The organism is Paenarthrobacter sp. NPDC089714 (assembly GCF_044748905.1).
Taxonomy (GTDB): Bacteria; Actinomycetota; Actinomycetes; order Actinomycetales; family Micrococcaceae; genus Arthrobacter.
Genome location: NZ_JBIVGX010000004.1, coordinates 199,831 through 224,256, shown reverse-complemented (window position 1 = coordinate 224,256; position 24,426 = coordinate 199,831). Strand labels below are relative to the sequence as shown.

At 63.7% G+C, this 24,426-nt stretch carries 23 protein-coding genes; 14 read left to right on the top strand and 9 right to left on the bottom strand.

Annotation, left to right across the window (positions count from 1 at the left end; genetic code table 11):
• Positions 1-6: 6 nt before the first annotated feature.
• Positions 7-660, bottom strand: a complete 654-nt coding sequence (locus ACIPY3_RS09800) for a GntR family transcriptional regulator (RefSeq protein ID WP_397324501.1) — start codon at positions 658-660, stop codon at positions 7-9.
• A complete protein-coding gene (locus tag ACIPY3_RS09795) occupies positions 653-2,176 on the bottom strand; it encodes a fumarylacetoacetate hydrolase family protein (RefSeq protein WP_400333202.1) in 1,524 nt (507 codons plus the stop codon). Before ACIPY3_RS09795 ends, ACIPY3_RS09800 begins: the two co-directional genes overlap by 8 nt.
• A gap of 238 nt (positions 2,177-2,414) precedes the next feature.
• Between ACIPY3_RS09795 and ACIPY3_RS09790 the strand changes: the two genes are divergently transcribed.
• On the top strand, positions 2,415-3,119 hold the full coding sequence (locus ACIPY3_RS09790; RefSeq protein WP_400333199.1) for an alpha/beta fold hydrolase: 705 nt from the start codon (positions 2,415-2,417) through the stop codon (positions 3,117-3,119).
• A 178-nt stretch (positions 3,120-3,297) separates the two neighbouring features.
• On the opposite strand, the gene ACIPY3_RS09785 is transcribed toward ACIPY3_RS09790, so the two are convergent.
• Positions 3,298-3,714 carry a hypothetical protein gene (locus ACIPY3_RS09785; RefSeq protein WP_400333196.1) on the bottom strand — a complete coding sequence of 139 codons (417 nt, stop codon included), beginning with the start codon at positions 3,712-3,714 and terminating at the stop codon, positions 3,298-3,300.
• Between the two features lie 184 nt (positions 3,715-3,898).
• Here ACIPY3_RS09785 and ACIPY3_RS09780 point away from each other — a divergent pair, with 184 nt between their 5' ends.
• The 4 genes from ACIPY3_RS09780 (at position 3,899) to ACIPY3_RS09765 (ending at position 5,986) form a co-directional block, all read left to right on the top strand.
• A complete protein-coding gene (locus ACIPY3_RS09780; protein ID WP_397324497.1) occupies positions 3,899-4,087 on the top strand; it encodes a CsbD family protein in 189 nt (62 codons plus the stop codon).
• Between the two features lie 317 nt (positions 4,088-4,404).
• Positions 4,405-4,674 (top strand): GlsB/YeaQ/YmgE family stress response membrane protein, encoded by a 270-nt coding sequence (locus ACIPY3_RS09775; protein WP_397324495.1) that lies wholly within the window; start codon positions 4,405-4,407, stop codon positions 4,672-4,674.
• Positions 4,667-4,924 carry a hypothetical protein gene (locus ACIPY3_RS09770; protein ID WP_400333193.1) on the top strand — a complete coding sequence of 86 codons (258 nt, stop codon included), beginning with the start codon at positions 4,667-4,669 and terminating at the stop codon, positions 4,922-4,924. The genes ACIPY3_RS09775 and ACIPY3_RS09770 overlap by 8 nt, the downstream gene beginning before the upstream one ends.
• Positions 4,925-5,113: 189 nt before the next feature.
• Positions 5,114-5,986 carry a helix-turn-helix domain-containing protein gene (locus ACIPY3_RS09765; protein WP_400333190.1) on the top strand — a complete coding sequence of 291 codons (873 nt, stop codon included), beginning with the start codon at positions 5,114-5,116 and terminating at the stop codon, positions 5,984-5,986.
• 130 nt (positions 5,987-6,116) lie between these two features.
• Here the strand turns inward: ACIPY3_RS09765 and ACIPY3_RS09760 are convergent, their stop codons facing one another.
• From ACIPY3_RS09760 to ACIPY3_RS09750, 3 genes are all read right to left on the bottom strand, one after another.
• On the bottom strand, positions 6,117-6,950 hold the full coding sequence (locus tag ACIPY3_RS09760) for a DUF1206 domain-containing protein (protein WP_400333187.1): 834 nt from the start codon (positions 6,948-6,950) through the stop codon (positions 6,117-6,119).
• Between the two features lie 59 nt (positions 6,951-7,009).
• On the bottom strand, positions 7,010-7,210 hold the full coding sequence (locus tag ACIPY3_RS09755; protein WP_400333184.1) for a hypothetical protein: 201 nt from the start codon (positions 7,208-7,210) through the stop codon (positions 7,010-7,012).
• 100 nt (positions 7,211-7,310) lie between these two features.
• Positions 7,311-9,209, bottom strand: a complete 1,899-nt coding sequence (locus tag ACIPY3_RS09750; protein WP_400333181.1) for a DUF2264 domain-containing protein — start codon at positions 9,207-9,209, stop codon at positions 7,311-7,313.
• A gap of 177 nt (positions 9,210-9,386) precedes the next feature.
• Here ACIPY3_RS09750 and ACIPY3_RS09745 point away from each other — a divergent pair, with 177 nt between their 5' ends.
• The 5 genes from ACIPY3_RS09745 (at position 9,387) to ACIPY3_RS09725 (ending at position 14,899) form a co-directional block, all read left to right on the top strand.
• Positions 9,387-10,493 carry a substrate-binding domain-containing protein gene (locus ACIPY3_RS09745; protein ID WP_400333179.1) on the top strand — a complete coding sequence of 369 codons (1,107 nt, stop codon included), beginning with the start codon at positions 9,387-9,389 and terminating at the stop codon, positions 10,491-10,493.
• A gap of 190 nt (positions 10,494-10,683) precedes the next feature.
• Positions 10,684-11,991 carry an ABC transporter substrate-binding protein gene (locus ACIPY3_RS09740; RefSeq protein WP_400333177.1) on the top strand — a complete coding sequence of 436 codons (1,308 nt, stop codon included), beginning with the start codon at positions 10,684-10,686 and terminating at the stop codon, positions 11,989-11,991.
• A gap of 63 nt (positions 11,992-12,054) precedes the next feature.
• The gene (locus ACIPY3_RS09735; protein ID WP_400333175.1) at positions 12,055-12,987 is read left to right on the top strand and encodes a carbohydrate ABC transporter permease; all 933 of its coding nucleotides are present in this window, start codon (positions 12,055-12,057) and stop codon (positions 12,985-12,987) included.
• Positions 12,984-13,898 (top strand): carbohydrate ABC transporter permease, encoded by a 915-nt coding sequence (locus ACIPY3_RS09730; protein ID WP_400333173.1) that lies wholly within the window; start codon positions 12,984-12,986, stop codon positions 13,896-13,898. The genes ACIPY3_RS09735 and ACIPY3_RS09730 overlap by 4 nt, the downstream gene beginning before the upstream one ends.
• The gene (locus ACIPY3_RS09725; RefSeq protein WP_400333171.1) at positions 13,895-14,899 is read left to right on the top strand and encodes a hydroxyacid dehydrogenase; all 1,005 of its coding nucleotides are present in this window, start codon (positions 13,895-13,897) and stop codon (positions 14,897-14,899) included. The genes ACIPY3_RS09730 and ACIPY3_RS09725 overlap by 4 nt, the downstream gene beginning before the upstream one ends.
• Positions 14,900-14,978: 79 nt before the next feature.
• Here the strand turns inward: ACIPY3_RS09725 and ACIPY3_RS09720 are convergent, their stop codons facing one another.
• The 3 genes from ACIPY3_RS09720 to ACIPY3_RS09710 all read right to left on the bottom strand — a co-directional run bounded on the left by ACIPY3_RS09720 (position 14,979) and on the right by ACIPY3_RS09710 (position 19,081).
• Positions 14,979-17,573, bottom strand: a complete 2,595-nt coding sequence (locus tag ACIPY3_RS09720) for a GH32 C-terminal domain-containing protein (RefSeq protein ID WP_400333169.1) — start codon at positions 17,571-17,573, stop codon at positions 14,979-14,981.
• Between the two features lie 27 nt (positions 17,574-17,600).
• On the bottom strand, positions 17,601-18,806 hold the full coding sequence (locus ACIPY3_RS09715; RefSeq protein WP_400333167.1) for a NosD domain-containing protein: 1,206 nt from the start codon (positions 18,804-18,806) through the stop codon (positions 17,601-17,603).
• An 80-nt stretch (positions 18,807-18,886) separates the two neighbouring features.
• Positions 18,887-19,081, bottom strand: a complete 195-nt coding sequence (locus ACIPY3_RS09710) for a hypothetical protein (protein ID WP_400333166.1) — start codon at positions 19,079-19,081, stop codon at positions 18,887-18,889.
• A 905-nt stretch (positions 19,082-19,986) separates the two neighbouring features.
• Between ACIPY3_RS09710 and ACIPY3_RS09705 the strand changes: the two genes are divergently transcribed.
• The 4 genes from ACIPY3_RS09705 to ACIPY3_RS09690 all read left to right on the top strand — a co-directional run bounded on the left by ACIPY3_RS09705 (position 19,987) and on the right by ACIPY3_RS09690 (position 24,408).
• Positions 19,987-21,273, top strand: coding sequence for an ABC transporter substrate-binding protein (locus ACIPY3_RS09705; RefSeq protein ID WP_400333165.1), 1,287 nt, complete (start codon positions 19,987-19,989; stop codon positions 21,271-21,273).
• 88 nt (positions 21,274-21,361) lie between these two features.
• Positions 21,362-22,249, top strand: a complete 888-nt coding sequence (locus ACIPY3_RS09700) for a carbohydrate ABC transporter permease (RefSeq protein ID WP_400333163.1) — start codon at positions 21,362-21,364, stop codon at positions 22,247-22,249.
• Complete coding sequence (locus ACIPY3_RS09695; RefSeq protein ID WP_400333162.1) at positions 22,249-23,283, top strand: carbohydrate ABC transporter permease; 1,035 nt, start codon at positions 22,249-22,251, stop codon at positions 23,281-23,283. Before ACIPY3_RS09700 ends, ACIPY3_RS09695 begins: the two co-directional genes overlap by 1 nt.
• Before the next feature lie 84 nt (positions 23,284-23,367).
• Positions 23,368-24,408: a LacI family DNA-binding transcriptional regulator gene (locus ACIPY3_RS09690; RefSeq protein WP_400333161.1), complete on the top strand. Its 1,041-nt coding sequence runs from the start codon at positions 23,368-23,370 to the stop codon at positions 24,406-24,408.
• The last annotated feature ends 18 nt before the right edge of the window (positions 24,409-24,426 follow it).

The window sequence follows — 24,426 nt, the reverse complement described above, 5'->3', positions numbered from 1 at the left end:
GTTCCTTTAGTTGGTGGTTGCCAGATAGGCGTCGAGGGTGGCGGCGCGGTGTTGGCGGGCTGCTTTTTCGATGGTGTCGGCGTCCGCTCCGGACTCGATGAGCTGGAGCAGGGCCTCGTGTTCGCGCACGGATTCCTGGGCACGGCCGGGCACGAACCGGAACGTGGACGAGCGCAGGGACGCCAGCCGGTTCCAGCCGCGGTGGACCAGGTCAAGGATGTGCGGGTTGGGGCAGTGTTCAAAGAGGACGCTGTGGAAGTCCTGGTTCAGGGTGGTGAATCGTACGGGATCGAAATGTTCCAGGCACTCCCGCATCTCGGCATTCACCGCACGGGCCCGGGCGATCGTCGCAGGGTCGATCAACGGAGCAGAGAGCGCCGTGGCCGCCCCCTCCACGATGCTCAGGGTCTGCATCGTGTACAGGTACTCGGTGGGGTCGATCCCGGAGACCGTCGCGCCGACGTTCCGTTCGAATTTCACCAGTCCTTCAGCTTCGAGGCGGCGGATCGCTTCGCGGACCGGGACCACGCTGAAGCCCAGGTCCTCGGCGATCTTGGCGAGCACCAGCCGGTACCCCGGCGTGTAGGTGCCCTCCACGATCCGGGCCTTCACGGCCTCATACGCCTGCTGGGATTTGCTCCCGACGGCGGTTTCAGTCACCTTGGGCTCCTTCCGGGCCTTGTTTGGCCAGCCATTCGGCGTACCGGGCCTGCCAGTCCTTATTCATCGGGTAAAGGCCATCCACGCTGTTGCCTTCCTGGACCATCTGGAAGATGAAGACTTCCTCTTTTTCCTGGGCGATGCAGTCATCCACGAGTTCCTCGGCGATGGCCGGAGGGATCACCAGGATGCCGTCGGAGTCTGCAACGATGATGTCCCCGGGCTGCACCGTCGCTCCACCGCAGGCGATGGTGATGTCCGTGTCCCACGGGATGTGCCGGCGTCCCAGCACAGCCGGGTGCGGGTTCGCGAAGTAGGTAGGCATGTCCAGGTCCGCCACGGCCGAGTAGTCCCGGACACCGCCGTCGGTAATGATCGCCGCGGCACCACGGACCTGGGCGCGCAGGGCCAGGATGTCCCCCACCGTGCCCGTGCCCTTTTCGCCGCGGGCTTCCATGACAAGGATTTCGCCCTCGTTCACCGAATCAATCGCGCGTTTCTGGGCGTTGAACCCACCACCGTGGGTCTTGAACAAGTCCTCGCGGTTCGGAACGTAGCGCAGGGTGCGGGCCAGGCCCACCACCTTGCGGTCGGGGCGGGTGGCCTGCAGGCCGTCGATACTCACGTTGTTCAGGCCGCGCTTGCGCAGCTGCGAAGACAACGTGGCCGTGGCAACGGATTCCAGCTTGGCCTTCAACTCCGGGGTCAGCACGCTTGCGGTGGAAGCATCGGGCGCGTCCGGTGCCAGTCCAGCGGCTTCGCGGGTACCGTAGGCCTCTTCCCGCTGGGTGTCATCGGTCTTGGGGCGGGCACCAAAGTCCGCGAACGGCGTCGTACCTTCCGTCACCTTGGTGGTGAGGCGTCCGGTGCTGAAATCGCCTCCGGTGACCTCAATTTCGACGACGTCCCCCGGTACAGCCACGGAAGCTCCGGCGGGAGTGCCGGTGAGGATGATGTCGCCCTCTTCGAGGGTCAAAAGTTGGGAGAGGTCCGCGACGAGCTGCGCAAAAGGAAAGAGGAGGTCCTCGGTGGTGTCGTCCTGGACGAGTTCACCGTTGTGCCAGGTCCGGATCCGCAACTGTGCGGGGTCCACGGCGTCGGCCGGGATCAGCGCCGGACCGACCGGAGTGAAGCCGTCGCCACCCTTGGACCGGACGTTCGAGCCCTTGTCCGCGTAACGGAGGTCGTACACGCCCAGATCGTTGGAAGCAGTGACCCACTCGACGTGGCTCCACGCGTCTTCCAAACCAACGCGGCGGGCAGCCTTGCCGATCACCAGCGCGATCTCACCCTCGTAACCCAGCAGCTCACAACCGGCCGGACGCTCCACCGTGCCCGGAGCATCCGCCGAACCCAACGCCAACGACGACGACGGCTTCAGGAAGTACGACGGCTGCGCAGGGGTCCGCCCACGCTGGGCAGCACGGCTCGGGTAATTGATATGGACCGCGATCACCTTGCGCGTCCGGTCCAGCACAACCTGGCCCAACTCCTGCGTCCGGAACTCCACTGTCACGAACCGCTCCCTCCAAATATCTGATTGCCCTTCGCTATCAGGTACGAAATCGTATACGAAAACTATGGCGCGGTTTGCTGATGGCGTCAACCCCCTGTTTATCGGCGTCGGTTTTGCTGGATCGTTCGCCTGGACGCCGGCAAGTTCGCGCGAAGACGGGGCTTGCCTCCCTGGCCGAGGCAACGATCCGGCAAAAAATGGGTTCATTCTGTCAGTGGCCTCCCGTAGGGTCGGGGGCATGGACATCATCCTGGTACCTGGTTTCTGGTTGGACGCGTCGTCATGGCAGGAGGTAACACCCGCCCTCGTGGATGCGGGCCACACAATTCATCCCTTGACTTTGCCGGGCTTGGAGTCCGTTGATGCTTTACGGTCCGGGATTGGCCTGCGGACGCACATCGATGCGGTGATCGAAAAGGTCGATTCGCTGGACGGTGACGTGGTCCTGGTGGGGCACTCGGGCGGCGGCGCCATCATCCACGGCATTGCAGATGCCCGTCCGGACCGGGTTGCCCGCGCCATCTATGTAGACAGCGGACCACTCGGGGAGGGTGCCGTCATCAACGACGAACTGCCCAATGATGGCGATGACATTCCCCTGCCACCTTGGGAAGGCTTCGAGGACGCGGATCTGGTGGACCTGACGGACGAACTCCGCGACATGTTCCGCGCACGGGCCATTCCGCAGCCCAAGGGAGTGGCCTACGACCAGCAGCGTCTCCACGACGTTCGCCGCTACGAGGTTCCGGCCACGATCATCGCGTGCGAATTCCCGTCCGCCATGCTCACCGAAATGATGGACGCCGGGCATCCGTTCACCGAGGAACTGGCCCGCATCCGCGACGTTGAGCTCGTGGACCTGCCCACGGGACACTGGCCGCAGTTCACCAAGCCCGCTGAATTGGGCCAGGCGATCCTCAGGGCAGTTGAGCGGAGCGCTTAACGCAGGAGCCGGCGTCGGGCGTTAATGCCCGACGCCGGCCATCGCCTTGGGTGCGCCGCCAACGGCCCGGCCCGGCTGGGCTGAGGCGCTGCCAGGCTGGACTGACAGGCGGCCCGGCCAGGCCGAAGCGCTGCCCGACTGGACTGACAGGCGGCCCGGCCAGGCTGGCTTGCCCCGGCTAGGCCTTGGGCGGCGTGTTGGTGGCCGGGCCTTCGGGAGCTGCCCCGCCCTCGCCCGTCCAGTCGCTGCCCGTGGTGTCGTCGAGCGCGGGATCGGAGACCACATCACCTTTGACCGTAGGAACCGTGGCGGGCTCGCCTGTGGAGTGCTGGCCGTTCTTGGAGTCCAGAATCCCCGGGAACATGGTTTCGGCCTTCTCCATAAGTTTCTTGCCGGCCGCGTAAAGGTTGTCGAGGATGTCCGGAACTGATTCCTGGACGGTTTCGGCCGCGTGGTGGACGTTTTCCTGCACGTCCGGGTTCTTCCACACCTTCTCCGAGCCTCCCCGGATCCGCCGGTACACCTCCGGCCAGGACTTGGACCCCCACACGTAGCCCACAGCCACACCCGCCGCGAACAAAATCTTCCCTTTCACAGGAATCACTCCTTTCGAGGTGCCATTTCCCTTATTGACCCTAGTACCCACCAAGACACACTGTCACGCACGTTTCGGGGGCCAAATGATGGCGCATTTGCCGAATTGCCCGCAGCGGCTAAACTTTTATGCCAACCAGCGGAAAACCGCCGGCAAGGACATCGCAACCCGAGGAGTGAAAACCATGGGACTGGGTGACAAGATCAAGAATGCCGCCGAAGAACTGGGCGGAAAAGCCAAGGAGAAAACCGGCGAGGCCACTGGCGATCCGGAACTGCAGGCAGAGGGCCAAGGAGACCAGGCCTCCGCAAACCTGAAGCAGGCCGGAGAGAAGGTCAAGGATGCAGCGAAGGACCTGTTCGACAAGAAATAGGGGTCCAACTGGGCAGATGCAGCATCGCCAGGAGCCTCCGGCAACGCGGACCACGAAATAATCAGGTTACTTGCTGTTACCCCTGCGAGCGGCTAGCGTTACTGGTGTAGTGCCGACGTCGAAACAGATCGACAGGAGTGCTCTTGGCTGCATTTAACAAATGAATCGCACATTGCAGACACCACTTCATCCCCCTATTTACCGGGTCGCGACGAAGTCAAAATCACAGCGCCCGGGAACCCATATAAAAAACCCGGTGATCAACACCTTTTCATCGGGTTCCTGAAATTTTCACCATCAAGAAAGTAGGAGCAAAAATGGGTTTCTTTGGATTTCTTTTGCTCGGCCTCCTGGCAGGCGCCATCGCCAAACTGATCCTGCCGGGACGCCAAGGCGGCGGCTGGCTGGTAACCCTCCTGCTCGGCGTCGTGGGCGCCCTGCTGGGTGGCTGGATCGGAGGCCTCATCTTCGGCGAGGGACTCACGCAATTCTTCGCCATCCGGACCTGGCTCCTGGCCATCGGCGGTTCCATCATCGTGCTGCTGATCTGGGGCATGGTCACCAACCGAAGGGCACACCATGGCTGACGAAAACACGGGCGGCACCAACGAAGACCTGGAAGGCCAGTACCCCGAGGGCGATTACGGAACCGGAGGTGCTTCTCCTGAGGCATTGAAGGACGATGCCGGCGGCGACTACACCGCAGGAGACTACGCCGAGAAGACTGTCCCTTCCGCCGATGCGGAGCTGGACGAGAAGAACACCGAAGACGTCCCCGCGGATCGGCCTTTCTCGTCCGAGCCGGATGATGAGGCCGCAGGCACGGGACACCCGTAGGCCGCGGAACCAAACCACGCAAAGAGAACCCGGAGGCAGCCGTTCCTGTCTCCGGGTTCTTGCTTGCCAGCATCTTCTACGCACCACGCCCGTACGGTGGTCCAAGGTGTCCTGATACTTTCGGGCAAGGATAGTCGGGGCGGGACGCATGCCGTCCCCGTAGCGTGATTGCCAGGAATGGAGGTGCCCGTGCAGGAGTGGAACAGGGCCATCGAGCTCATTGAGAAGGACCTGACCGCCGAGGTCGATGCCAAAGCACTGGCCAGGACTGCGTTGACGTCGGAGTACCACTTCCGGCGCATGTTCGCCTCCCTGGCTGGATTGCCGATCTCCGAGTACATCCGGAGGCGCCGCTTAACGGCGGCCACTGCGGAAGTCATCGCGGGATCCACTGTCTTGGACGTTGCCGTGCGGTATGGCTACAGCTCAGCGGAGGCCTTCAACCGGGCCTTCAAGGCCTTTCACGGATTGACTCCGTCGGAGGCCAGGCTGCCCGGAGCCGTCCTCCATTCCCAACCACAGTTGAGGTTCCACCTCCGCGTCGAAGGGAATACCGCCATGAAGCACCGCATCGTCACCAAGTCCGCCTTCCGGTTGATCGGACGAAAAACCCGCGTTCCGCTGGTCCACGAAGGTCCCAATCCGGCCATCATCGAGTTCCAACGCAGCATTGATCCGTCCGACACCAAACGGCTCATCGGGCTGTCCAACACCGAACCCGGCGGGCCACTCTCGGTCACGGACAACCTGGACGACGGCCGGGCCGAAGGCAGCGAGCTCGACTATTGGCACGCCGTCGCCTCCACCGAAACCGCCCCCGCTCCGGATGGCTTCGACGTGCTCGAGGTCCCGGAGGGATGGTGGGTGGTGTTCGAAACGGAAGGAAAGTTCCCCGAGGCATTGCAACGGCTGTGGGCGGACGCAGCGACGGAGTGGTTTCCGGCCAACCCCTACCGGTGGGCACCCGGGCCGGAGTTGCTCAGCGTCAGGGCAGAGCCCGGGGGAACCCACGGCAGCGGGCAACTCTGGATTCCCGTGGAGCCCGAGGGGCAGTCAGCCTAGGGGCTGGAGCAGCGCGAGCACGTCGTCCAGTGGCAGCACCCTCTGCCGGCACTCACGGACCAGGCGCGTGATCAGCCCGGTACGTGCCTCTCAGTGAGGCTGTACCCCTCCAGCCCTTCGGCAAACCGTGTCAGGCGCGCATCGTCTTGGCCTTCACCATCAGGAACAGGCCATAAGCGATCAGGCCAACAGCCACTGCCACCAACAGGTACGGCCCGTAAGGCTGCTCCTTCAGTGCCTTGAGGCTGCCGTCCAGGCCGGTTGATTGCTCGGGCCTGGCGGACACTGTGGCAATGACCACCAGCAGACCAACCAGCAGCAGGGCGATGCCTTTGGCGATGTACCCCACGGTGCCAACCACTATCTGGAAGGTCCGGAAACCCTGACGGGAGGACAGGACCAGGTCTTTCTTGAACGACCGCGTGAAACCACGGACCGCAAAGACAACTCCGGCGATCATGATGCCGGCGCCGACGGCCACCAGCAATACCACCCCGAAGGGAGCCTGCATGAGCGTGGCTGTCCCGTCGCTGGTCGATTCACGGCTGTTCTTGGCCTGCCCCACGGCGAAGGACATGATGGTCAACGCCAAGCCTGCGAAGACGATGCCCTGGCCCGCTTCCGAAAGACGCTTGGTCAGCTTGGGATTCGTTTGCCTGCGGTGGCCAAAGATCGCGTTGGTCAGTTGCCAGAGGGCCAGCGCGGCACAGGCCGCGAAACAGACCCACAGCAGGAGCGGCCCGAATGGCTGGGAGGCCAGTTGCGCGATGGCACCGGAGACATCAGCCTCTCCGCTGTTGCCAAATGCCAGTTGCAGCGCGATCAAGCCGATCAGCACATGCAGGATGCCGCTGACGGCGAAGCCCGAACGGGCCGCTATTTCAAAGGCTCGCGAGTTCGAAGCTTCCTCGGCCGCGTCCGCGGCCTTCTTTATCTCTTCCTTGATGGCAAGCCTCCTGATCAATCATGGCGTGCACACCATGGTGCCACCGGATCACCCTCAAGGCCACGTTCCGGAAGTACCTAGTAACCGCACACGGATTGGGGCCAAATGCTCCGCAGGCCAACACCCAGGGGATTGAACGTCTCGCGGACGGACGTCACTGCGCGGTTCTGGCCGTCACCACCGGAGTGGAATCCCTCCGCTGCTCCGCCAGGACGGGAATCGGCCGCTGCGCGGGCCGTACCTGTGTTCGAGGACGGGAGGATGATCTGGTCAGGCATGTCGGCAGTCCTTCCAAGGGTTCCCGTCAGCCCGCTTGGCTGACAGTTCAACCATCGGACGGGGTCCTCAAGAACGACGCCGGGTCATCTCAAGATTTGCTCAAGATTTGGCCGGCGCCTCGAAAGTCACCTTGAGCTCCTGGCCACCTGGCAATTCAACACACGCCTCGATCAGCGCGCCGTCGAGGTGAAGTTCGACGGCGGCAGGCTCCCCGGCGGGCGGCTCACCACCGAGATACACCAGGGAAGCGAAACCGGAGCGGTCTCCGGTGAGCGGTCCTTCGAGGTAGGGGCAGCCTGCGAACGTGCCCAGTGGCGAAACTCCCTCGATGGTCAGGACTCCTGTTGAGGAGTAGCCGTGAAGCGGCCACATACGGGTGTGCAGATTGCCCGCCGAGAGGACTTCCCCGGATGATTGCACCGGTACTTCGGATGCCAACGCATATCCGCCCTCCCGCACGCCCAACCCTGGTGATCCGGGACCTTCCACCACGTGGACGCGCAGCTCATAACCGTGGGCGGCCGCCGTCCCCGTGGCAATCCGCCAGGCGGACTGCGCGGGATCGTCCGCGTCGCTCCATACAGGAGCGTGCCAACTCGCCGCCTGTCCGGATCCGGCCTCGAGGCGGTTGATCCGGGCACGGCGGCTCGGCGTCCCGGACGCGTCGAGGACGGCGACATGGTTGTCCACGGGACAATCCGTGAAGAGCGGGGCCGTGTGGCTCGAGTAGGCCAGGCGCCGGTACTGCGGATCGTCCGGGCCGGGCGCATAGTACTTGTCGCTCCCGTGGTTCAGCACGCGGGCCACGCCGTCAGCGCCAGTTGAATGCAGGAGGTAGTTGGGCCCTTCCACCCGCCTGAGCATGTCTTCGTTCTCCACAGGCGACGGTTCCTCCACAGCAGTCCACACCGGATGATCGGCGGGCAGGAGCAAGCCGACGAACGCCTTCGACGTCCAATACGGCGACGCCGGACCGGAGTACTCCTGGGTCATCGGCTCAAAAGCGCCGAACCACCCGAGGGACGGCAGGCCGCCGTCGTACGCTCCGTTGTCCAGGAAGTATTTCGCTGCACCGCTGGCAATCCGGCGGGTCTGCCCGGGGTTCAGGGGCGTGGCGCAGATGGCCTCGCCGAGGAACAGAGGCGCGACGGCGGCATAGCGGTAAATCAGGGACCGGCCTTGGAAGACAGGGGCGCCGTTTGCGCCGAAGAAAGCCAAGTGGTCCTCGAGGAACGCGGCCAGGCGGGTCCGGTACAGCTCACCTTTGGCGTCCGCCCCTGGATGGCGTCCGGCCGCGAACTCGGACCACAGCACGGGGTACAAATGAAGGGCCCAACCGCAGTAATAGTCGAAGAAATCGCCGGTGCCGTGATTGTCGCCGTCCCGGTACCACCCTCCGCCCACATACCAGTCTTCAAGGCGCTCCAGTCCATGCTCGATCTGCCCCGCGTTGTGCTCAAGACCAGCACCGGCCAGGAATTCGGCGATGAGCACTTGGAACAAGACCCAGTTGTTATCCACACAAGTGCTGGTCGAGGAACCTTGCAACCAGGCCGCCACCTGGGCTTGCTCAGCTGTGGACAACGTGTCCCACAGCCAGGGCTTGGTCAATTGGAGGCCCAGCACTATCGATGCCGCCTCCACGATGGGTTGTGAACGGTCCCTGATGGGCAACCACTCCTCGCCGCTGCCGGGCCGGGTTCCCTCCAGGAGACCGGCACGGTACAGGGCGAGGTGGCCATGGGGATCGTCGCCCCGCTCCCCCGCCACCCGGAACGCGGCAAGCATGAACGTACGCGCGAAGCCCTCCATGCCGTCGGACAGGACGCCCGACGACGACGGCCGTCCCGCCAAAGGGATCAAGGCCTTGCCCTCGGAAAAGTACGGGCGCACCGCCAGGAGCTGTTGGTCGGCGAAAGCGAGCCAGTGCTCCCTGGTCCACCCGGTGATGGGGCTCAGCTGGTAGTCCGGATGGGGCATGGTGAAGCCGGTAGCCATGGGTCTCCTGCGTTGTGCGGCGTTGCCTGCCTACCCTAGGCCAGCTGTACAGCCTCCGGAGCGAGGTGAACAGAAGTGAACGAACGGAATCCCGGGGCTTCGGACGTTCGGCCGGGTTGTCCCGTAGTCCATAATGAACAAACTGAACACAAGTGAACTTCGATAGGCGGGAACCGCATGCTGTCCGAGGATCGTCAACAGCTCATCTTGAAAGAACTGGCCCTGCACGGTTCGGTGAACGCCGCCGAATTCGCGGCAAAGCTGGGGACCTCCGGGATGACGGTGCGGAGGGATCTGGCCCTCCTCGCCGGACAGGGTTTGATCGAGAGGGTCCACGGCGGAGCGGTCCTGGCCGGTGGCCGCGCCGCCACCCCGAACCCAACGCAGCAACCATCCACGTCGTGGCGGCCGGGCGGGAGGCGTCCCCTGGCGACGATCGGCATGATTGTGCCATCGGCGTCGTACTACTTTCCCGGCGTGATCCGCGGCGCCGAAGCGGCGGCCCAGGAGTTGGGCGTCCGGCTGGTGCTGGGCGTGTCCAACTATTCAGGAGTCGAAGAACGGCGCCAGCTCCGCAGGCTCTTCGAACACGGCGTGGACGGCATCCTGGTGACTCCGAGCGAGCAGTCGTTGGCGGGCACGGAGACTCTTGAGTTGCTGGCCGAGGCGAAAGTGCCCGTGGTTGTGGTGGAGCGGTCCATCGACAACGCCCTGGACCACGGCCGGCTCGAATCTGTCCGGAGCGACCACGTCCACGGCGCCGAAATCGCGGTGAACCACCTGCTGGGACTGGGACACCGGAAGATTGCGATGTGCCTGCGTGAAAACAGCCCCACGGCACCGCAGCTGATCGACGGCTACCTCCTGGCCATGCGGCGCGCCGGGCACGATGAGAGCGACTCAATGGTCCGCTCCATGTCCCGCGCGCAGAATGATCCACAGGCTCATCGGCTGGTGGTGGACGGCATCCTGGACTGGTGCGCGGAGAACCACGTGACCGCCGCAATCGTCCACACGGACGAGGACGCCCTCCAATTCGCGAGCGCCTGCCAGGAACGCCGGATCCGCGTTCCGGAAGACTTGGCGATCATCTCCTATGACGACGAGATCGCCGCCTTGGGTGCCGTCCCGCTGACGGCGGTGGCACCGCCAAAGTACGACGTCGGCCATCAGGCTTTGGTGATGTGCCTCAACCGGATCGGAGCGAGGCTCGGGAGCACCACGGCGCTCCAGCGGGTGAACCTGTCCCCGGCGCTCGTGGTGCGGGACTCAACCCAACCGTAGGGCCACCCAAGCGGCCTCGAGGCCGAGGTTTGGCAGTACGCCAACTCGCGGAAGCAGGCCTTGTTCAATTCTGTTCATTTTGTTGAGCATGTTCACTTTTGTGGATTTTATGGATCGTAGTCACCGTGCCGGAGCCTTCCAGGTTTCCTGCACTCACGACTTCGCATCGTGAACTTCAAAGGAGAACAGAATGAAGCGTCGCCAGCTTCTGCTCGGAGCAGTAGGCCTCATGGCCAGCACTGCCCTGGTGGCCGGGTGTGGCAGCACCCCGGCAGCTACCCCCACGCCAGCGCAGGATCCAACCGGGAACATCACCTTCTGGTCCTCGATGGCGGGCATGGACAAGGTGGCCGAGGCCTTCAACGCCAGCCAGGACAACATCAAAGTAACTTTCGAGACGGTCCCCAACGGTGCCAGCGGCGGCTACGCCAAGCTCTCCACGGCCATCACCGCGGGCAACGGCCCCGACGTCGCCACCATTGAATACCCCCAACTGCCTCAGTTCGTCAGCAACGGCCAACTCCAGCCGCTGGACGGGCTGATCGACAAAGCTGCCACTGTGGACAAGCTTTCCGAGGAAACCAAGGGCTTGGTCCAGTTCGGAGACCAGACGTACGCCCTCCCCTACGATGCCGCGCCGATGATCATGTGGTACCGCAAGGACATGCTGGACAAGGCAGGCGTGGGCGTGCCGAAGACCTGGGACGAGTTCGAGGAAGCAGGCAAGTTGATCAAGGCCGTGGCGCCCGAAGCGCACCTTGCGAGCTTCAACCCGAACGAGGCTGCACTGACCGCAGCCCTGTCCTGGCAGGCAGGCGCCAAGTGGTTCGGCACCGAGGGCGACAACTGGAAGGTGGGCGTCAACGACGCCGCCACCCAGAAGGTAGCCACGTACTGGCAGAAGCTGATCGACGAAAAGATCGTGAAGGTCCAGCAGTCCTTCAGTGACGAATGGTCGGCAGATCTGGCGAGCGGCGCCGTCGTGGGTGTCCTGGGCGCCAATTGGAGTGCCACCGGCATCCAGAAGCGTACTGAAGCCAGCGGCCAGAAGGGCCAGTGGATCGCGGCCGAAGTGCCCAACTGGGGCACGCCGGCGGACGCGTTCTATGGGGGATCGAGCTTCAACATCACCAAGAGCAGCAAGAACCCCGCTGCAGCGGCGAAGTTCATTGAGTACTTGGCCACGAACCCTGACGCCATCAAGGCCCGCGGGAACACCGGCTCGGCCTTCCTCGCCTTCCCCGGCCTGACGCCGGTGGCGCAGAAGGCCTTCGACGCCAGCTACTTCGGCAACGACATCTACCAGGTCTTCGACAAGGCCTACGGCACCATCACCCCGGGCTGGCAGTGGGGACCCAACTGGGACATCACCAATACCGCCCTCAAGGACGCGTACGGAAAGCTGACTTCCAGCGGCAAGGTGAGGGACGCCGTCGAGACCGCCCAGACCGCCACCGTGGCCGGACTCAAGCAGAACGGCCTCTCCGTCAAGGAGTAGGCCCGCGTGGGCGGGCGGATCTGCACCACAAGGCAGAGCCGCCCGCCCGGCGAGGAGCACATCATGGCCCTGACCAAAACAGCCCCTGAAGCGCGGCGTAAAAGCCGTTCAATGTCCGGAACCGGCGGCCGCACCGCAGCCCTGTTCCTTACCCCCTTCTTCGCCGTCTTCGCCCTGGCGATGGTGGCACCAGTGATCTATTCGATCGTCCTCAGCTTCTTCGCCCAGCAGAAGTCGGGCCTGGGTTTCGGCCAGGCGAAGACCTCGTTCGTTGGCTTGGAGAACTACCTTCAGGTCCTGCAGTCCGAGAGCTTCGTGGGTGGCATCGGCGGGCTTGCGTTGTACTGCCTGATCTACATCCCGTGCATGGTGGGTGGCGCCCTGGCTTTCGCACTCCTGTTGGACGCGGCCGTAGCCAAGGCCAAGAAGCTCTTCCAGCTCCTCGTCTTCCTGCCGCATGCCGTGCCCGGCGTCATTGCTGCGCTGATCTGGGCGTACCTTTACACACCGGGCGTCAGCCCGATCGTTTCGGTCCTGCAAGGCGGGGGCATCTCGCTGAACTTCCTGGACAACCAGCTGATCCTGCCGTCCATTGTGAACATCGCTGTGTGGGAGTGGACGGGCTATAACGTGATCATCCTGTTCACGGCGTTGCAGGCCGTGTCCCGCGAAGTACTGGAAGCGGCACGCGTTGACGGCGCCGGGGAGATCCGCGCCGCGGTCAGCATCAAGCTGCCCCTGATCCTGCCTGCTTTGAGCGTGATCATGCTGTTCACCGTGATCGGCACCCTGCAGCTCTTCACCGAACCGTCCATCATTGGCAAGGCGACGGCCTCTGTTACCAGCACCTGGGTCCCCAACATGTGGGCCTACGACGCCGCGTTCAACAGGCACAACCTGAACCAGGCGGCCGCGGCTTCCATCCTGATCGCCCTGCTGGCAGCCGTGCTGTCCTGGGCCGTGACCCGCTTCAGCTCAAGGATGAACAAAGCATGAGCGCCCAAACACTCACCCGGCCCAAGGCAACCAGCAGGCCCGCACCCCGCGGAAACCGCAGCCGGTCAGCCCGCACCGGCGGATTCGCCAGCAAGATCACTGTCAACGCGCTGCTGCTCCTGGGCTGCGCGTACATGGTCCTCCCCGTGCTGTGGTTGTTCTTCGCTTCCACCAAGAACGCCTCGGACCTCTACGCCACCGGCGCGTACAGCTTCGGGCAGCCCGCGTTCTTCGACAATGTGGCAGCTGTCATCAACCAGGACGGCGGCGTGTTCCTCCGCTGGATGGCGAATTCCATGTTCTACGCGGCATTCGGCGCAGTCTTCGGAGGACTGATCTCCGTGATGGCTGGATACGCCTTCGACAAGTTCCAGTTCCGCGGCAAGGACTCCTTCTTCGGGATCGTCCTGGTGGGCGTACTGATCCCGAACACGGCCACGGTGCTGCCCATGTACATGCTGGCCTCCGTCTTCGGGATCACCAACACCATCTGGGCCATCCTCATCCCCGTGCTCTGCAACCCGTTCGGCGTGTACCTGGCGAGGGTCTACTCGGCAGCGTACGTTCCCGCAGAGACACTCGAGGCCGCACGGGTTGACGGCGCGGGTCCTGTCCGGAGCTTCTTTTCATTGGGCCTTCCCATGATGATGCCGGGCTACATCACCATCGCCCTGTTCCAGTTCGTGGGGGTATGGAACAACTTCATGCTCCCGCTCGTGATGCTGCAGGACCAGAAACTGCTACCCGTCAGCGTGGGCATCTCCATCTGGCAGGGCTACTCCCTGCCCCAGCCGGAGTTCACGCCCATGGTGATCACGGGCTCACTGCTCTCCGTGATTCCGCTGCTGGTGGCGTTCATCCTGCTGCAGCGTTTCTGGAAATCGGGACTCACGGCAGGGAGCGTCAAGTGACTTTGAACGTTGCCTTGGCCATGCCGGAACAAACCGCCCGGGCCGTGTTCCCTCCCCGCAGCCTGGATCCCCTGCGGCCGGCACTCAACCTCTTGGCCCGTGACCCCATTCAGGACTTCCACTCTCCCGAGGGCCAGGCACTCCTGCGGGACGCGGACATCCTCCTCACCGGCTGGGGTTGCCCCATGATCGATGATCATGTCCTGGACCACGCCCCGCGGCTCAAGTACGTCCTGCACGCCGCCGGCAGCGTGAAGCACCACATCGGCGAAGCCTGCTGGGAACGCGGCATCCAGGTCAGCTCAGCCGCGGATGCCAACGCCATTCCGGTGGCGGAGTACACCGTGGCGATGATCGTCCTGGCCAACAAACGCGTCCTCCAGATCGCCCGGGCCCTCCACAGCACCCGCACCGAAGTCCTGCCCGAACAGCTTTTCCCGGACATGGGCAATTACCGCAAGCGCGTGGGCATCATCGGTGCGTCCAGGATCGGCCGGCACGTCATCCGGCTCCTCTCCGCCTACCAGCTCGACGTCGTGGTTTCGGATCCCTACCTCAGCGCCGCGGAGGCGAGCGCCCTCGGCGTCGAACTTGTGGGCCTTGACGAGCTGGTGGCGAGCAGCGACATCGTGAGCCTCCACGCCCCGTCGTTGCCGTCCACCAGGAACCTCATCGATGCGCGGCTGATCAACCTGCTTCGTCCACAGGCTACGTTTATCAACACCTCCCGGGGCGAACTGGTGGACCAGGATGCGCTGCTGGCCCGGGTGGAGCGCGGCGACCTCTTCGCGGTCCTCGACGTGACGACCCCGTGGGTGCTGCCCTCGGGGTCGGCGTTCTACACCCACCCGAACGTGCTGCTGACACCACACGTGGCCGGCTCGCTGGGCAGCGAACTGGAGCGCATGGCCGCGAGCGCGGTGGAGGAAGCCCTGCGGGTTTACCGCGGGGAGCCGCTGCGGTTCCCCGTTCGGGCGGAAGATCTCGCCTTTACGGCGTAGTGGCTTGGGGGACGCACGACGACGGCTGGTGGGCTTTAGCGCCCTGCGGAACCAGCCGCCGTCGTGCGTTAACCGAACGTCACCACATCGCTTTATTGAGTGGCGTAACCGTCAGGCTTTCCAGCCGTGCGGTGCCTCCTTCCGAAAAGAGGGCCAGTCCATTGGCGCCCGCTGCCGGGAAAACCTGGTCCGTCAGGGTTGCCAAGCCGTCCTGGGCGAAAACTTCCACTGAGGCCCGGTCCACGTACAGCCGAAGCGTGAGCTTTCCGTTGATGAGCTGGACGGGCACATCGTCAACCGAGGCGAAGGCGGGGTGGAAGCCTTCGTTCCCGGAGTTGGTCCGGTCGATGGAGAGGCGGCCGGAGGCTGTTGTATATCCGATCTTGGTTGCTTCGGTCCCGTTGCCAAGCACCTTCAAGCCAAAGGCCGAGGCTGTTCCGGGCGAGAACTCCGCATCGAGCTGGACAACATCCCCTGTGATGGGGAGGTTGTTGGTCCCAGGAGCCAGGTCCGTTGCGGACGCTGTGTAGGCCGCTGCCGTGTTCTTCAAGGTGTCCACCTGCTGTACCGCTTTCTGGCTGAGCCTTGGACCTTGGCTGGTTTGCGTGAGGGTCACTTCACGGGGAAGGGCCATGGTTCCCCGCCCTGTGCTGCTTGGGGTTGACTGCCCGTAGTCCCAGTTGTTCATCCAGCCCAGCATGATCCGTTTCCCGTTCGGCGCATTACTGAAGGAAACGGCGGCGTAATAGTCCTTGCCCCAGTCCAGCCAATCGTGCTGCTCAAGCCGGGTGATGTCCGAGGCGACAAACTCATCGGCCAGGATGTGCCCCCAACCACCGCGGTTGTTGTCCACGATCCGGATGGTGGCCTGGCTGCCCTTGAACCCGCTGACATCCCACGTTTTCCAGTCCAAGTGTTCAGAGTCAGACCCTGTGGTGGTGCGGACCGCTTGGCCGTTGACCATAAGGTTCACCGTGGTTTCACTGCTCCGCGGCTTGGCAGGTTCCGAACCCAGGACCATGTTGTCCAAGGTCAGGTGGCCCCACGCACCGGTGGCGTTGTCCACGATGCGGATCCGGGCGATCTGGCCGTAGTACTGCGAGACATCCCAGTTCTTCCAGTTCAGGTCACCCGAGTTGCTGCCCGTGGTGGTCCGGACCGGAACGCCGCCCACCAGCAGTTCCACTTGGAGCGAGCCGTCAGTGCGATTACCGCCACCCAGCAGGAACCCGATGTTGGTGTTGGTGAGGTAGAACTCCGGGGAGGTGATGGTTCCCGTGTTGTTGTCCGCATTGGGGCCGCCCTCGAAAGTGTTGATGCGTTTTCCGATGGCGTACTCACCGCCGACCGTGGAGGGGTTCCTGGCCGCCTCGAAGTCTCCGGTCAACTGCCAGCCGGCTGAGCTCAGGGTTCCGGGGTAGTCGAAGCCTTCGAACAGCAGATAGCCCGGAGGTGGCGTATTTCCTGGTTGTTCTCCGGCTTGCCTCGGGTGGTTGCCGCCGCCGGCCAGGAAATTGATGTAGTCCTTGGTGACCGTGAAAGGTGCAGACTCCATGGTGCCGGTGGGGTTGTCTCCTCCGTTGAAACCGTTGACGAGGCCGGCACCGATGGACCCCGACACTGTTTGTTGTCCAGGCAGCGTTCCCGTGGCTGGCGAGTTCCCCCACGGACCTGATGGGTTGGCCGGGTCGTTGGACACAGTCCATCCGTTGTAGTTGCCGCCGTTGAACCCTGCGAGGAGGTTGCCTAGCGGTGGAACATCAACCGGATCGGTGGTTTCCGAAGTGAAGGTGGTGCCATCGAAACTGCCCACGAAGTACTGGCCCCCGCTGCCACCGGCCACTGCACCGGGGTTGATGTTGACCACCAGGACCCACTTGGTGTTGTCAGGGTTCCCGTCCACGGCCAACGGGAAGAGATCGGGGCACTCCCACTGACCGCCCGTGGCGTTGGCCGGCTTGAAGTCGTTCAGATAGGTCCAGTTCTTGAGGTCGGCGCTCTTGTAGAAGAGGACCCTGTGTTCATTGGCCTCGACAGCCGCCATCACCCAGTAGGAACCGGCTTGGTACCAGAACACCTTCGGATCGCGGAAGTCGCTGGTGTTCCTGTTCAGGACAGGATTGCCCCCGTACTTGGTCCACGTTTGGCCGCTGTCCGTGCTGTACGCCAGGGACTGGGCTTGCTTGCCGGCGAGCGTGGGGTGGCTGCCAGTGAAGTTGCTGGTGTACACGGCCACCAAGGGCGGATTCTGCACTGTCCCGAATCCACTGGTGTTTTGCGTGTCCGCCACGATCGATCCGGAAAAGATGTCCTCCGTGGCCTGGCCGTTGCCGTTGAACGTCTGGGCAATGGCCAGTGGCTGCTCTGTCCAGTGCAGGAGATCCGTGGAACTCGCGTGGCCCCAGCTCATGTTCCCCCACGTGGTTCCGGAGGGGTTGTACTGGTAGTACATGTGGTAGGTGCCGTTGTAGTAGACCAGCCCGTTGGGATCGTTCATCCAGTTCTTCACGGGCGTGTAGTGCAGGTAGGGCCGGTACTGCTGGGTCGCCGGATCAGGATCGCTGGCCTGCGCAGGTGTGGGCACGGTGGCCGCGGCCAAGACCGCGGCAAGTGAAACAACGACGGCGGCCGCCAGCATGGCGTGCACGCTTGGTTTGGTGCGTCTTGTCCTCATTGACAGTCCTGCTTCCTTCGCGTCGGGTCAGGGTGTGGCCCGGAACGAATAGGAACTGGAGTAATGCACGAATTCGCCTGTCCCGCCGCTGTCCAGCACTTTGGTTCCAGTGGTGGAGCCATCCAGCACTACCGTGTTCGCCGCCACGGATGACACCGTGTTGTTCGCGGCGATGTAGTTGTTGGCGCCCGAGGCCACCAGGATGATGGTGGGTTTCTGGCCGGACGGACTCACGGAGCCGGACGGGACGTCGTAGCTGAAATGGTTCCCGGTCACTGTGTTTCCGCTGCCGGCAAGGTGTACCAGTCCGAAGAGGTCATCGAGTCCGTTGTTGTACGGCTTGAGGGGATCGAAGGGTTCCATCTGCCGGAGGAAATGGTTGGCCCCCACGAGGTTCTCCGTGCAGCTGCCTTCGAAGTTCACCATGCCCGGATAGAACGCGTGGAAACGGTTGGCCGTGATGGACGACCGCGTGCAGTTCTTGAAATGGACGCTGCTCTTGCCCCGGGGGAACACGTTGTTGGCGCTGACCAGCAGGCCCATGTGCCCCTCGGCGAAGATGGAGAAGCCCACGTACCCCGCGCCGATCAAGTTGTCCGTCACCTTGGAGGCCTGCCCGGATCCCGTGAGTTCGACGCAGCTTCCGCACTCTGCCAGGAAGTTCCCGCTCACGCTGAGCGCGTCAGTGTCCCGGACCACCAGGCCGTGCTCCAGGTAAACCATGCCCATGCCTTCAATCCGGCAGGAGTCGTTTGCCGAATCGAAGCGGATGCCCGTCTTACCGTTCACATAGGAGTTCTGGTTGGAGTTGAAGGACACCCCGTCCAGGCAAAAGTTTTGGAACACGATGGAGCTGAGCCGTGGATCGCCCGTGCGGTAAACCCTGAAGGCATCGGAGTTGCCATCGGTGTTCTCCACGCGGATGCGGCTGCCGCCTGGATTGATCTCGTGCCAGCTTGAGGTGTTGCCCGCGTTGTAGCGGATGCTGCTGGACGTGAAGCCGTGCCCGGAGCCCCTGATCGTGAGGAAGCTGATGTCAACGTTGACGCGGGTCTTCAACGAGTAGTCGCCCGGCGGGATATAGATGACCGCTCCGGGTTTGGATGCCTGGCTGGTTTGCTGGGATTTCACATCGGCGATGATGCTGTTGATGATCAGCCCAATATCGTTGTAGGGCGTGGCGGACGGATTGCCGGGGACGGACCAGGTGGTGACGTCGTAAACAGTGGTCACTGCGTGTTCTCCTCACATCGTTGGGGGTAGTGCTTGAGTGGCCTGGTACTTGCGTTGCTGGTGTTGCTGACTGCTTGCTTCTAGAGCACCCCGATGATGCTGCGATGCCCTCGGGGTGCCTGGATAGCCTCGGCGGAGTGCTCCTGGTTTCGCGCCGGAGCGCTGTCCTTCGCCAGTGCCTCCCTGGCCGATAGCACGACGGCGGCGCCCGCTACTGCCGCTGCGGGAAACAGCCGGAGGATACTCCTTCGGCTGAGGGATGGGGGTCGATTCATGACTCTCCTTTGATTCGTTGACGATCTTGGATTGTGGTTGGCGTGGGCGGGCGCTGGGTTGGTGGGTGGAAGGACACTCTTGAGTGCTCGAGCGCGGGCGGCCCTACCTAGCCACGGCGCACCCCTTCGTGAAACGCGGCGCACCCGATCCCGCCCCACGCACCCCGGGGTACGGGTGCGAACGGCGCAAACAGGTGCGACCCAAGCCCACGCACCCCGGGGTACGGGTGCGAACAGCGCAAACAGGTGCGACCCAAGGAAGCAACCCCAGGCGCGCCCTTTCCCGCCCAGCGCACCCCTTCGGCGAGGCCAACGCACCCGATCCCGCCTTGCGCACCCCGGGGTACGGGTGCGAACGGCGCAAACAGGTGCGACCCAAGCCCACGCACCCCGGGGTACGGGTGCGAACGGCGCAAACAGGTGCGACCAAAGGAAGCAACCCCAGGCGCACCCTTTCCCGCCCGGCGCACCCCTTCGTGAAACGCGGCGCACCCGTTCCCGCCCGGCGCACCCCTTCGTGAAACGCGGCGCACCCGATCCCGCCTTGCGCACCCCGGGGTACGGGGGCGATCGGCGCAAACAGGCGCGACCCAATCCCACGCACCCCGGGGTACGGGTGCGAACGACGCAAACAGGTGCGGGCCTGAACAGGAAGAGCTATGCCAAACACTTGCCACATCAGCCAAAATATGCCAAAACGATTTGCCCTGCGGCGGGGATCACTTTATGGCCGCAGAATCTCCGGCGTCAAGGGGCCGAAAAATTTTCGCGACCACCGTTGACACATCAGCCTGCCCGGCCCTAATGTCGTTGCCAAGTCGTTTTGGCAAAACGATTTTTCAAAGCCAAAAGCAATCCCCACATCTCTCTGCAATTTCCGTTCAAGAGAAAGTGAGTCGACAGCGATGTCCACTCGAAAGACCATCTCCAAGCTCGTCTCCCTCGGCGGGCTGTGCACCGCTGTCGCACTCGTAGCCACCGGTTGTGGCGCCGGCGGACCCGCACCATCGTCCGGTGGATCGGGCGGCTCGAGCACCGTCAACGTCCTGGTGGAAGCCGGCGGCCATGCCGAGCTCACGGGCGTAGCCGAACAGTGCAAGAAGGACGCCGGAGTCGACGTCAATTTCGTGGAACTCCCCTACGACGGCATGTTCAACCGCCTGTCCAGCGAGTTCTCCTCCGGCAACGTCTCCTTCGACGTAGCAGCCCTCGACTCAGTGTGGCTCTCCAGCTTCAAGGACGCCGTCCAGCCCATCGACGAGCTCTTCACCGATGAGGCAAAGAAGGACATCTTCCCGGCCCTGGTGAAGGAAGCCAACGTGGACGGCCACTTCATCGGTATGCCGGCCTGGACCAACGCCGAGATCATCCTGTACCGCAAGGACCTGTTCGAGGACGCCAAGAACAAGGCTGATTTCCAGGCCAAGTACGGCTATGAACTGGCTGCCCCCAAGACCTGGAAGCAGTACCAGGACGTCTCCGAGTTCTTCACCAAGGACGGCATGTTCGGCACGGACGTCAAGGGTGCCGTGGAAACCGAATGGCTGGCCCATGTCCTCCAGGCCGGCTCCCCGATGGTCCTGGACAAGGACAACAACGTGGTGATCGACAACGCCGCGCACAAGCAGGCGCTCGACTTCTACGTGAGCCTGGCCAAGGACGCCCCAAGCGGCGCGGCGCAGGTGGACTGGGCGGCAGCACAGAACCTGTTCAACCAGGGCAAGACCGCCATGACCCGTTTCTGGGCCCACGCCTACCGCCAGATCCCCGCCGATTCCCCGGTGGCAGGAAAGGTGGGAGCGGCAGCAATGATTGGCGGCAGCGCCGGCGTCGCGGGCGTCCCCGGACCGTGGTATCTGTCCGTTCCCAAGGCCACCAAGAACACCGAGGCAGCCAAGAAGTTCGTCAAGTGCGCCTACGACTACAACAGCATGGGCATCGACTCCAAGCTCGGCCTGGCGTCCCGCATCAGTGCGTTCGAAAAGTACCAGGACAAGCCGGGCTACGAGAGCTTCAAGCCGCTTATCGAAACCCTCAACGCTCCAGCCACGGCAACCCGACCGGCAACGGCCAAGTGGCAGCAGATTGTTGACACCGTCCTGATCCCGCTGCTCCAGAAGGCGGTGGCCGGTGGCGACACCTCGGCCCTCCTTGCCGACGCCAAGAAGCAGATCCAGGACCTCCTGAAGTAGCGACTCCGCGGCCGGCACCGTCCGCAGGCAAAGGACGGTGCCGGCCGCGGCCCCAACCAGCAGAACAAACCCAGCAGAAAAGAAAACCGTGCGTATCTCCGATCGCCGCTTCGCCCTCTTCCTGATGACGCCAGCGGCTCTGTTCCTGGCAGTCTTCGTCGCCTACCCGCTGTTCCGCCTGGTGGCAGACAGCTTCTTCAAGATCTCTCCCATCGCCGGCGGACCCCGCGACTTCGTGGGTTTCCAGAACTACGTCACCGCCTTCACTTCCGAGGCCTTCACCAGCGCAGGCTGGCGGACCATCGCCTACACCGTGGTGGTGGTGACCTTGGAGTTCGCCCTCGGCCTGGGCATGGCCCTCCTCTTCACCACGCTGGGCAAGAAGTCCCAGATCTGGCGGACCGTCTTCCTGTACCCGTTGATGATCGCCCCGATCGTGGCCGGCCTGCTCTGGAAGTTCCTGATGATCGACAACTTCGGCCTCATCGGAACCCTCCTCCACCAAGCAGGACTCCTGGAGAATCCGAACCAGATCGGCTGGTTGTCCGACCCCAACATCGTGTTGTTCTCCGTCGCCATCCCGGACATCTGGCTCACCACCTCCTTCATGTGCCTCGTCCTCTTCGCGGGCCTCCAGAACATCCCCGGCGACCTCATCGAGGCAGCCCGCCTGGATGGCGCCCGGGCACCGGACCTCCTGTTCCGCATCATCATCCCGCTGCTGCGGCCAGTAATCGCCGTAGCGCTGGTGGTCCGCGGGATCGACGCAGCCCGGGCCTTCGACACCATCCTTATCCAGACCAACGGCGGCCCCCAGTCTGCCTCCGAAACCATGAGCCTGCTGATCTACCGCACCATGATCCGCTTCGGCGATCCGGGCCTCGCAAGCGCCATGGGCACCATCTACCTCATCGCGATGCTCGCCGTCGCCTTCTTCGCGGTGGCCACCATTTGGCGGCCAGGAAAGGACAGCTGATGAGCACCGCAGAATCCACGTACGACGGCGGCAGGACGGGTACCGCTTCCGCCTCACCGGAGCGCGGAACAGGCATCGCCGTCCGGCTCGCGGCGACAAATCACCCCAACGTACCTGCCGAACACAGCGGGCCGCGAGTGCCGGCGTCGAACGCTTCCGATGCCAGGCCGCCACGCAGGCGCCGTGGAGTCAACCGCGAAGGGCTCGAAGCCGGACGCCGGAGCACCCGGACCATCCTCTGGATCCTGTTGGCAGCTGCGATGGTGCTGTACGGTTTCCCGTTCCTGTACTTGCTGTTCACGTCCTTCAAGACGCCGATCGATACCATCGCGGTCCCGCCCACCATCCTCCCGAAGGAATGGACACTGGAGAACTACATCAACGCGCTGGGCAGGGGCGGAGTGGTGGCGTCGTTCATCAACTCCATCCAGACTGCGGTGATCAGCACCTTGCTTTCCCTGGTACTGGCTGTCCCCGCAGCGTATGGCATCACCCGCTACAAGACCCCGAGCGGCAGGGTGTTCATCATGGCCGCACTGGTAACGCGCATGGTGCCGCCGGTGGCCATCGGCATTCCGCTGGCGTCCATGATGGCTTCGATTGGCCTTGCGGACACGCCCATTGCACTGTCCATTGCCCACACCACCATCTCCCTGCCGCTGTCCATCTGGCTCATGTCCAGCTTCTTCGAGGCCGTTCCGCGGGACCTGGAAGAAGCGGCAACCGTTGATGGCTGCAGCAGGCTCGGCGCGCTCTGGCGGGTGGTGATCCCGGTGGTGTCCGGCGGCATCGCAGTGACGGCCATCTTCGCCTTCCTGGCGTCCTGGAACGAGTTCCTGTTCGCACTGCTCATGACGGCCATCCGTTCGCAGACCACGCCCGTGGTGATCGCGAACTTCCAGACGCAGTTCGGCCTGGACTGGGGTTCAATGACAGCCCTCGCGGCGGTCTATTCCATCCCGGTGATCCTGCTGACCCTGCTCCTGCAACGCAAGATCGTGGCGGGAATGACGCTCGGCGCAGTCAAGGGTTAGCTGGCAACACCAGCCCCGGCATCAACGAGTAGCCTACTGATAGCCCCTCCCGGGCATCGCAAACCATAAGGACGTGGAAGACAGATGAGCAACAAGAACATCGGTATCAAGGATGTGGCCGTCGCTGCCGGTGTGTCCGTTACTACCGTCTCCCATGTGCTCAACGAGGTCTCCTACGCCCGGGTCAGCCCTGAAACCAGGGACAAGGTGCGGTCCGTTGCCGAGGAGCTCGGCTATGGCCCCAACCGGCTGGCCCAGGCACTGCGCACGCAGCGGACAGGCATGCTGGGGTTGGTCAGCGAGGAAATCGCCACCACACCGCACGCGGGGCGGATCATCCTCGGCGCGGACGAAGCCGCGAAGGCCCGCGGGTACAACCTCATGATCATCAACACTCCGGGGTCGGCCAGCCTCGAGTCACGGCAAGCTGATGTCCAGGCCCTCCTGGAGCGCCGCGTGGACGGCATCCTGTACGCCACCATGTACCACCGGAACGTGGAACTGCCGTCCAACCTCGGCAGCGTTCCCTCGGTCCTGGTGGACTCTGTGGCCACCGGAGGAAACATCACGGCAGTGATCCCGGACGAGGACGGCGGCGCACGGGCTGCCGTCGGAGCGTTGCTGGCAGCGGGCCATAACCGCGTGGGCTTCATTAACAACACCGATGATGTTCCTGCCACCCGCGAGCGCCTCCATGCTTTCAGGGCCACGCTTTCGGAGGCGGGGCTCGACGGCGGCGCGGCGCCTGTCGAGTCGGAGGTTTCCGAAGTGCAGGGCGGCTATGAGGCCGCCAAGCGGATCCTGTCCCGGGAGGACCGGCCCACGGGCTTGTTCTGCTACAACGACCGGATGGCGATGGGCGCCTACCGCGCTGCGGCAGAGTTGGGCCTGAACATTCCGGCGGACCTCTCCGTAGTGGGCTTCGATGACCAGGAACTTATCGCGGCCAACCTGTACCCGGGCCTCACCACTGTGGCCCTCCCGCACTACGAAATGGGTGCCTGGGCCACAGAGCACCTGATTGACGCCATCGAGGGAAAGACAGACCTTGCCCCGATGGCCCTCCACCCCACAGTCCTGGGCTGCCCCTTGGTCCGGCGCGAATCCATCGCGGCCCCACGGTAAGCCCCACCCGAACCCTTC

Bases quoted from the DNA above. Each gene is read 5' to 3' on its own strand.
- ACIPY3_RS09790 (WP_400333199.1), top strand. From the start codon at position 2,415: ATGGACATCATCCTGGTACCTGGTTTCTGGTTGGACGCGTCGTCATGG.
- ACIPY3_RS09780 (WP_397324497.1), top strand. From the start codon at position 3,899: ATGGGACTGGGTGACAAGATCAAGAATGCCGCCGAAGAACTGGGCGGA.
- ACIPY3_RS09775 (WP_397324495.1), top strand. From the start codon at position 4,405: ATGGGTTTCTTTGGATTTCTTTTGCTCGGCCTCCTGGCAGGCGCCATC.
- ACIPY3_RS09770 (WP_400333193.1), top strand. From the start codon at position 4,667: ATGGCTGACGAAAACACGGGCGGCACCAACGAAGACCTGGAAGGCCAG.
- ACIPY3_RS09755 (WP_400333184.1), bottom strand. From the start codon at position 7,210: ATGCCTGACCAGATCATCCTCCCGTCCTCGAACACAGGTACGGCCCGC.
- ACIPY3_RS09750 (WP_400333181.1), bottom strand. From the start codon at position 9,209: ATGGCTACCGGCTTCACCATGCCCCATCCGGACTACCAGCTGAGCCCC.
- ACIPY3_RS09745 (WP_400333179.1), top strand. From the start codon at position 9,387: ATGCTGTCCGAGGATCGTCAACAGCTCATCTTGAAAGAACTGGCCCTG.
- ACIPY3_RS09740 (WP_400333177.1), top strand. From the start codon at position 10,684: ATGAAGCGTCGCCAGCTTCTGCTCGGAGCAGTAGGCCTCATGGCCAGC.
- ACIPY3_RS09735 (WP_400333175.1), top strand. From the start codon at position 12,055: ATGGCCCTGACCAAAACAGCCCCTGAAGCGCGGCGTAAAAGCCGTTCA.
- ACIPY3_RS09730 (WP_400333173.1), top strand. From the start codon at position 12,984: ATGAGCGCCCAAACACTCACCCGGCCCAAGGCAACCAGCAGGCCCGCA.
- ACIPY3_RS09720 (WP_400333169.1), bottom strand. From the start codon at position 17,573: ATGAGGACAAGACGCACCAAACCAAGCGTGCACGCCATGCTGGCGGCC.
- ACIPY3_RS09710 (WP_400333166.1), bottom strand. From the start codon at position 19,081: ATGAATCGACCCCCATCCCTCAGCCGAAGGAGTATCCTCCGGCTGTTT.
- ACIPY3_RS09705 (WP_400333165.1), top strand. From the start codon at position 19,987: ATGTCCACTCGAAAGACCATCTCCAAGCTCGTCTCCCTCGGCGGGCTG.
- ACIPY3_RS09695 (WP_400333162.1), top strand. From the start codon at position 22,249: ATGAGCACCGCAGAATCCACGTACGACGGCGGCAGGACGGGTACCGCT.
- ACIPY3_RS09690 (WP_400333161.1), top strand. From the start codon at position 23,368: ATGAGCAACAAGAACATCGGTATCAAGGATGTGGCCGTCGCTGCCGGT.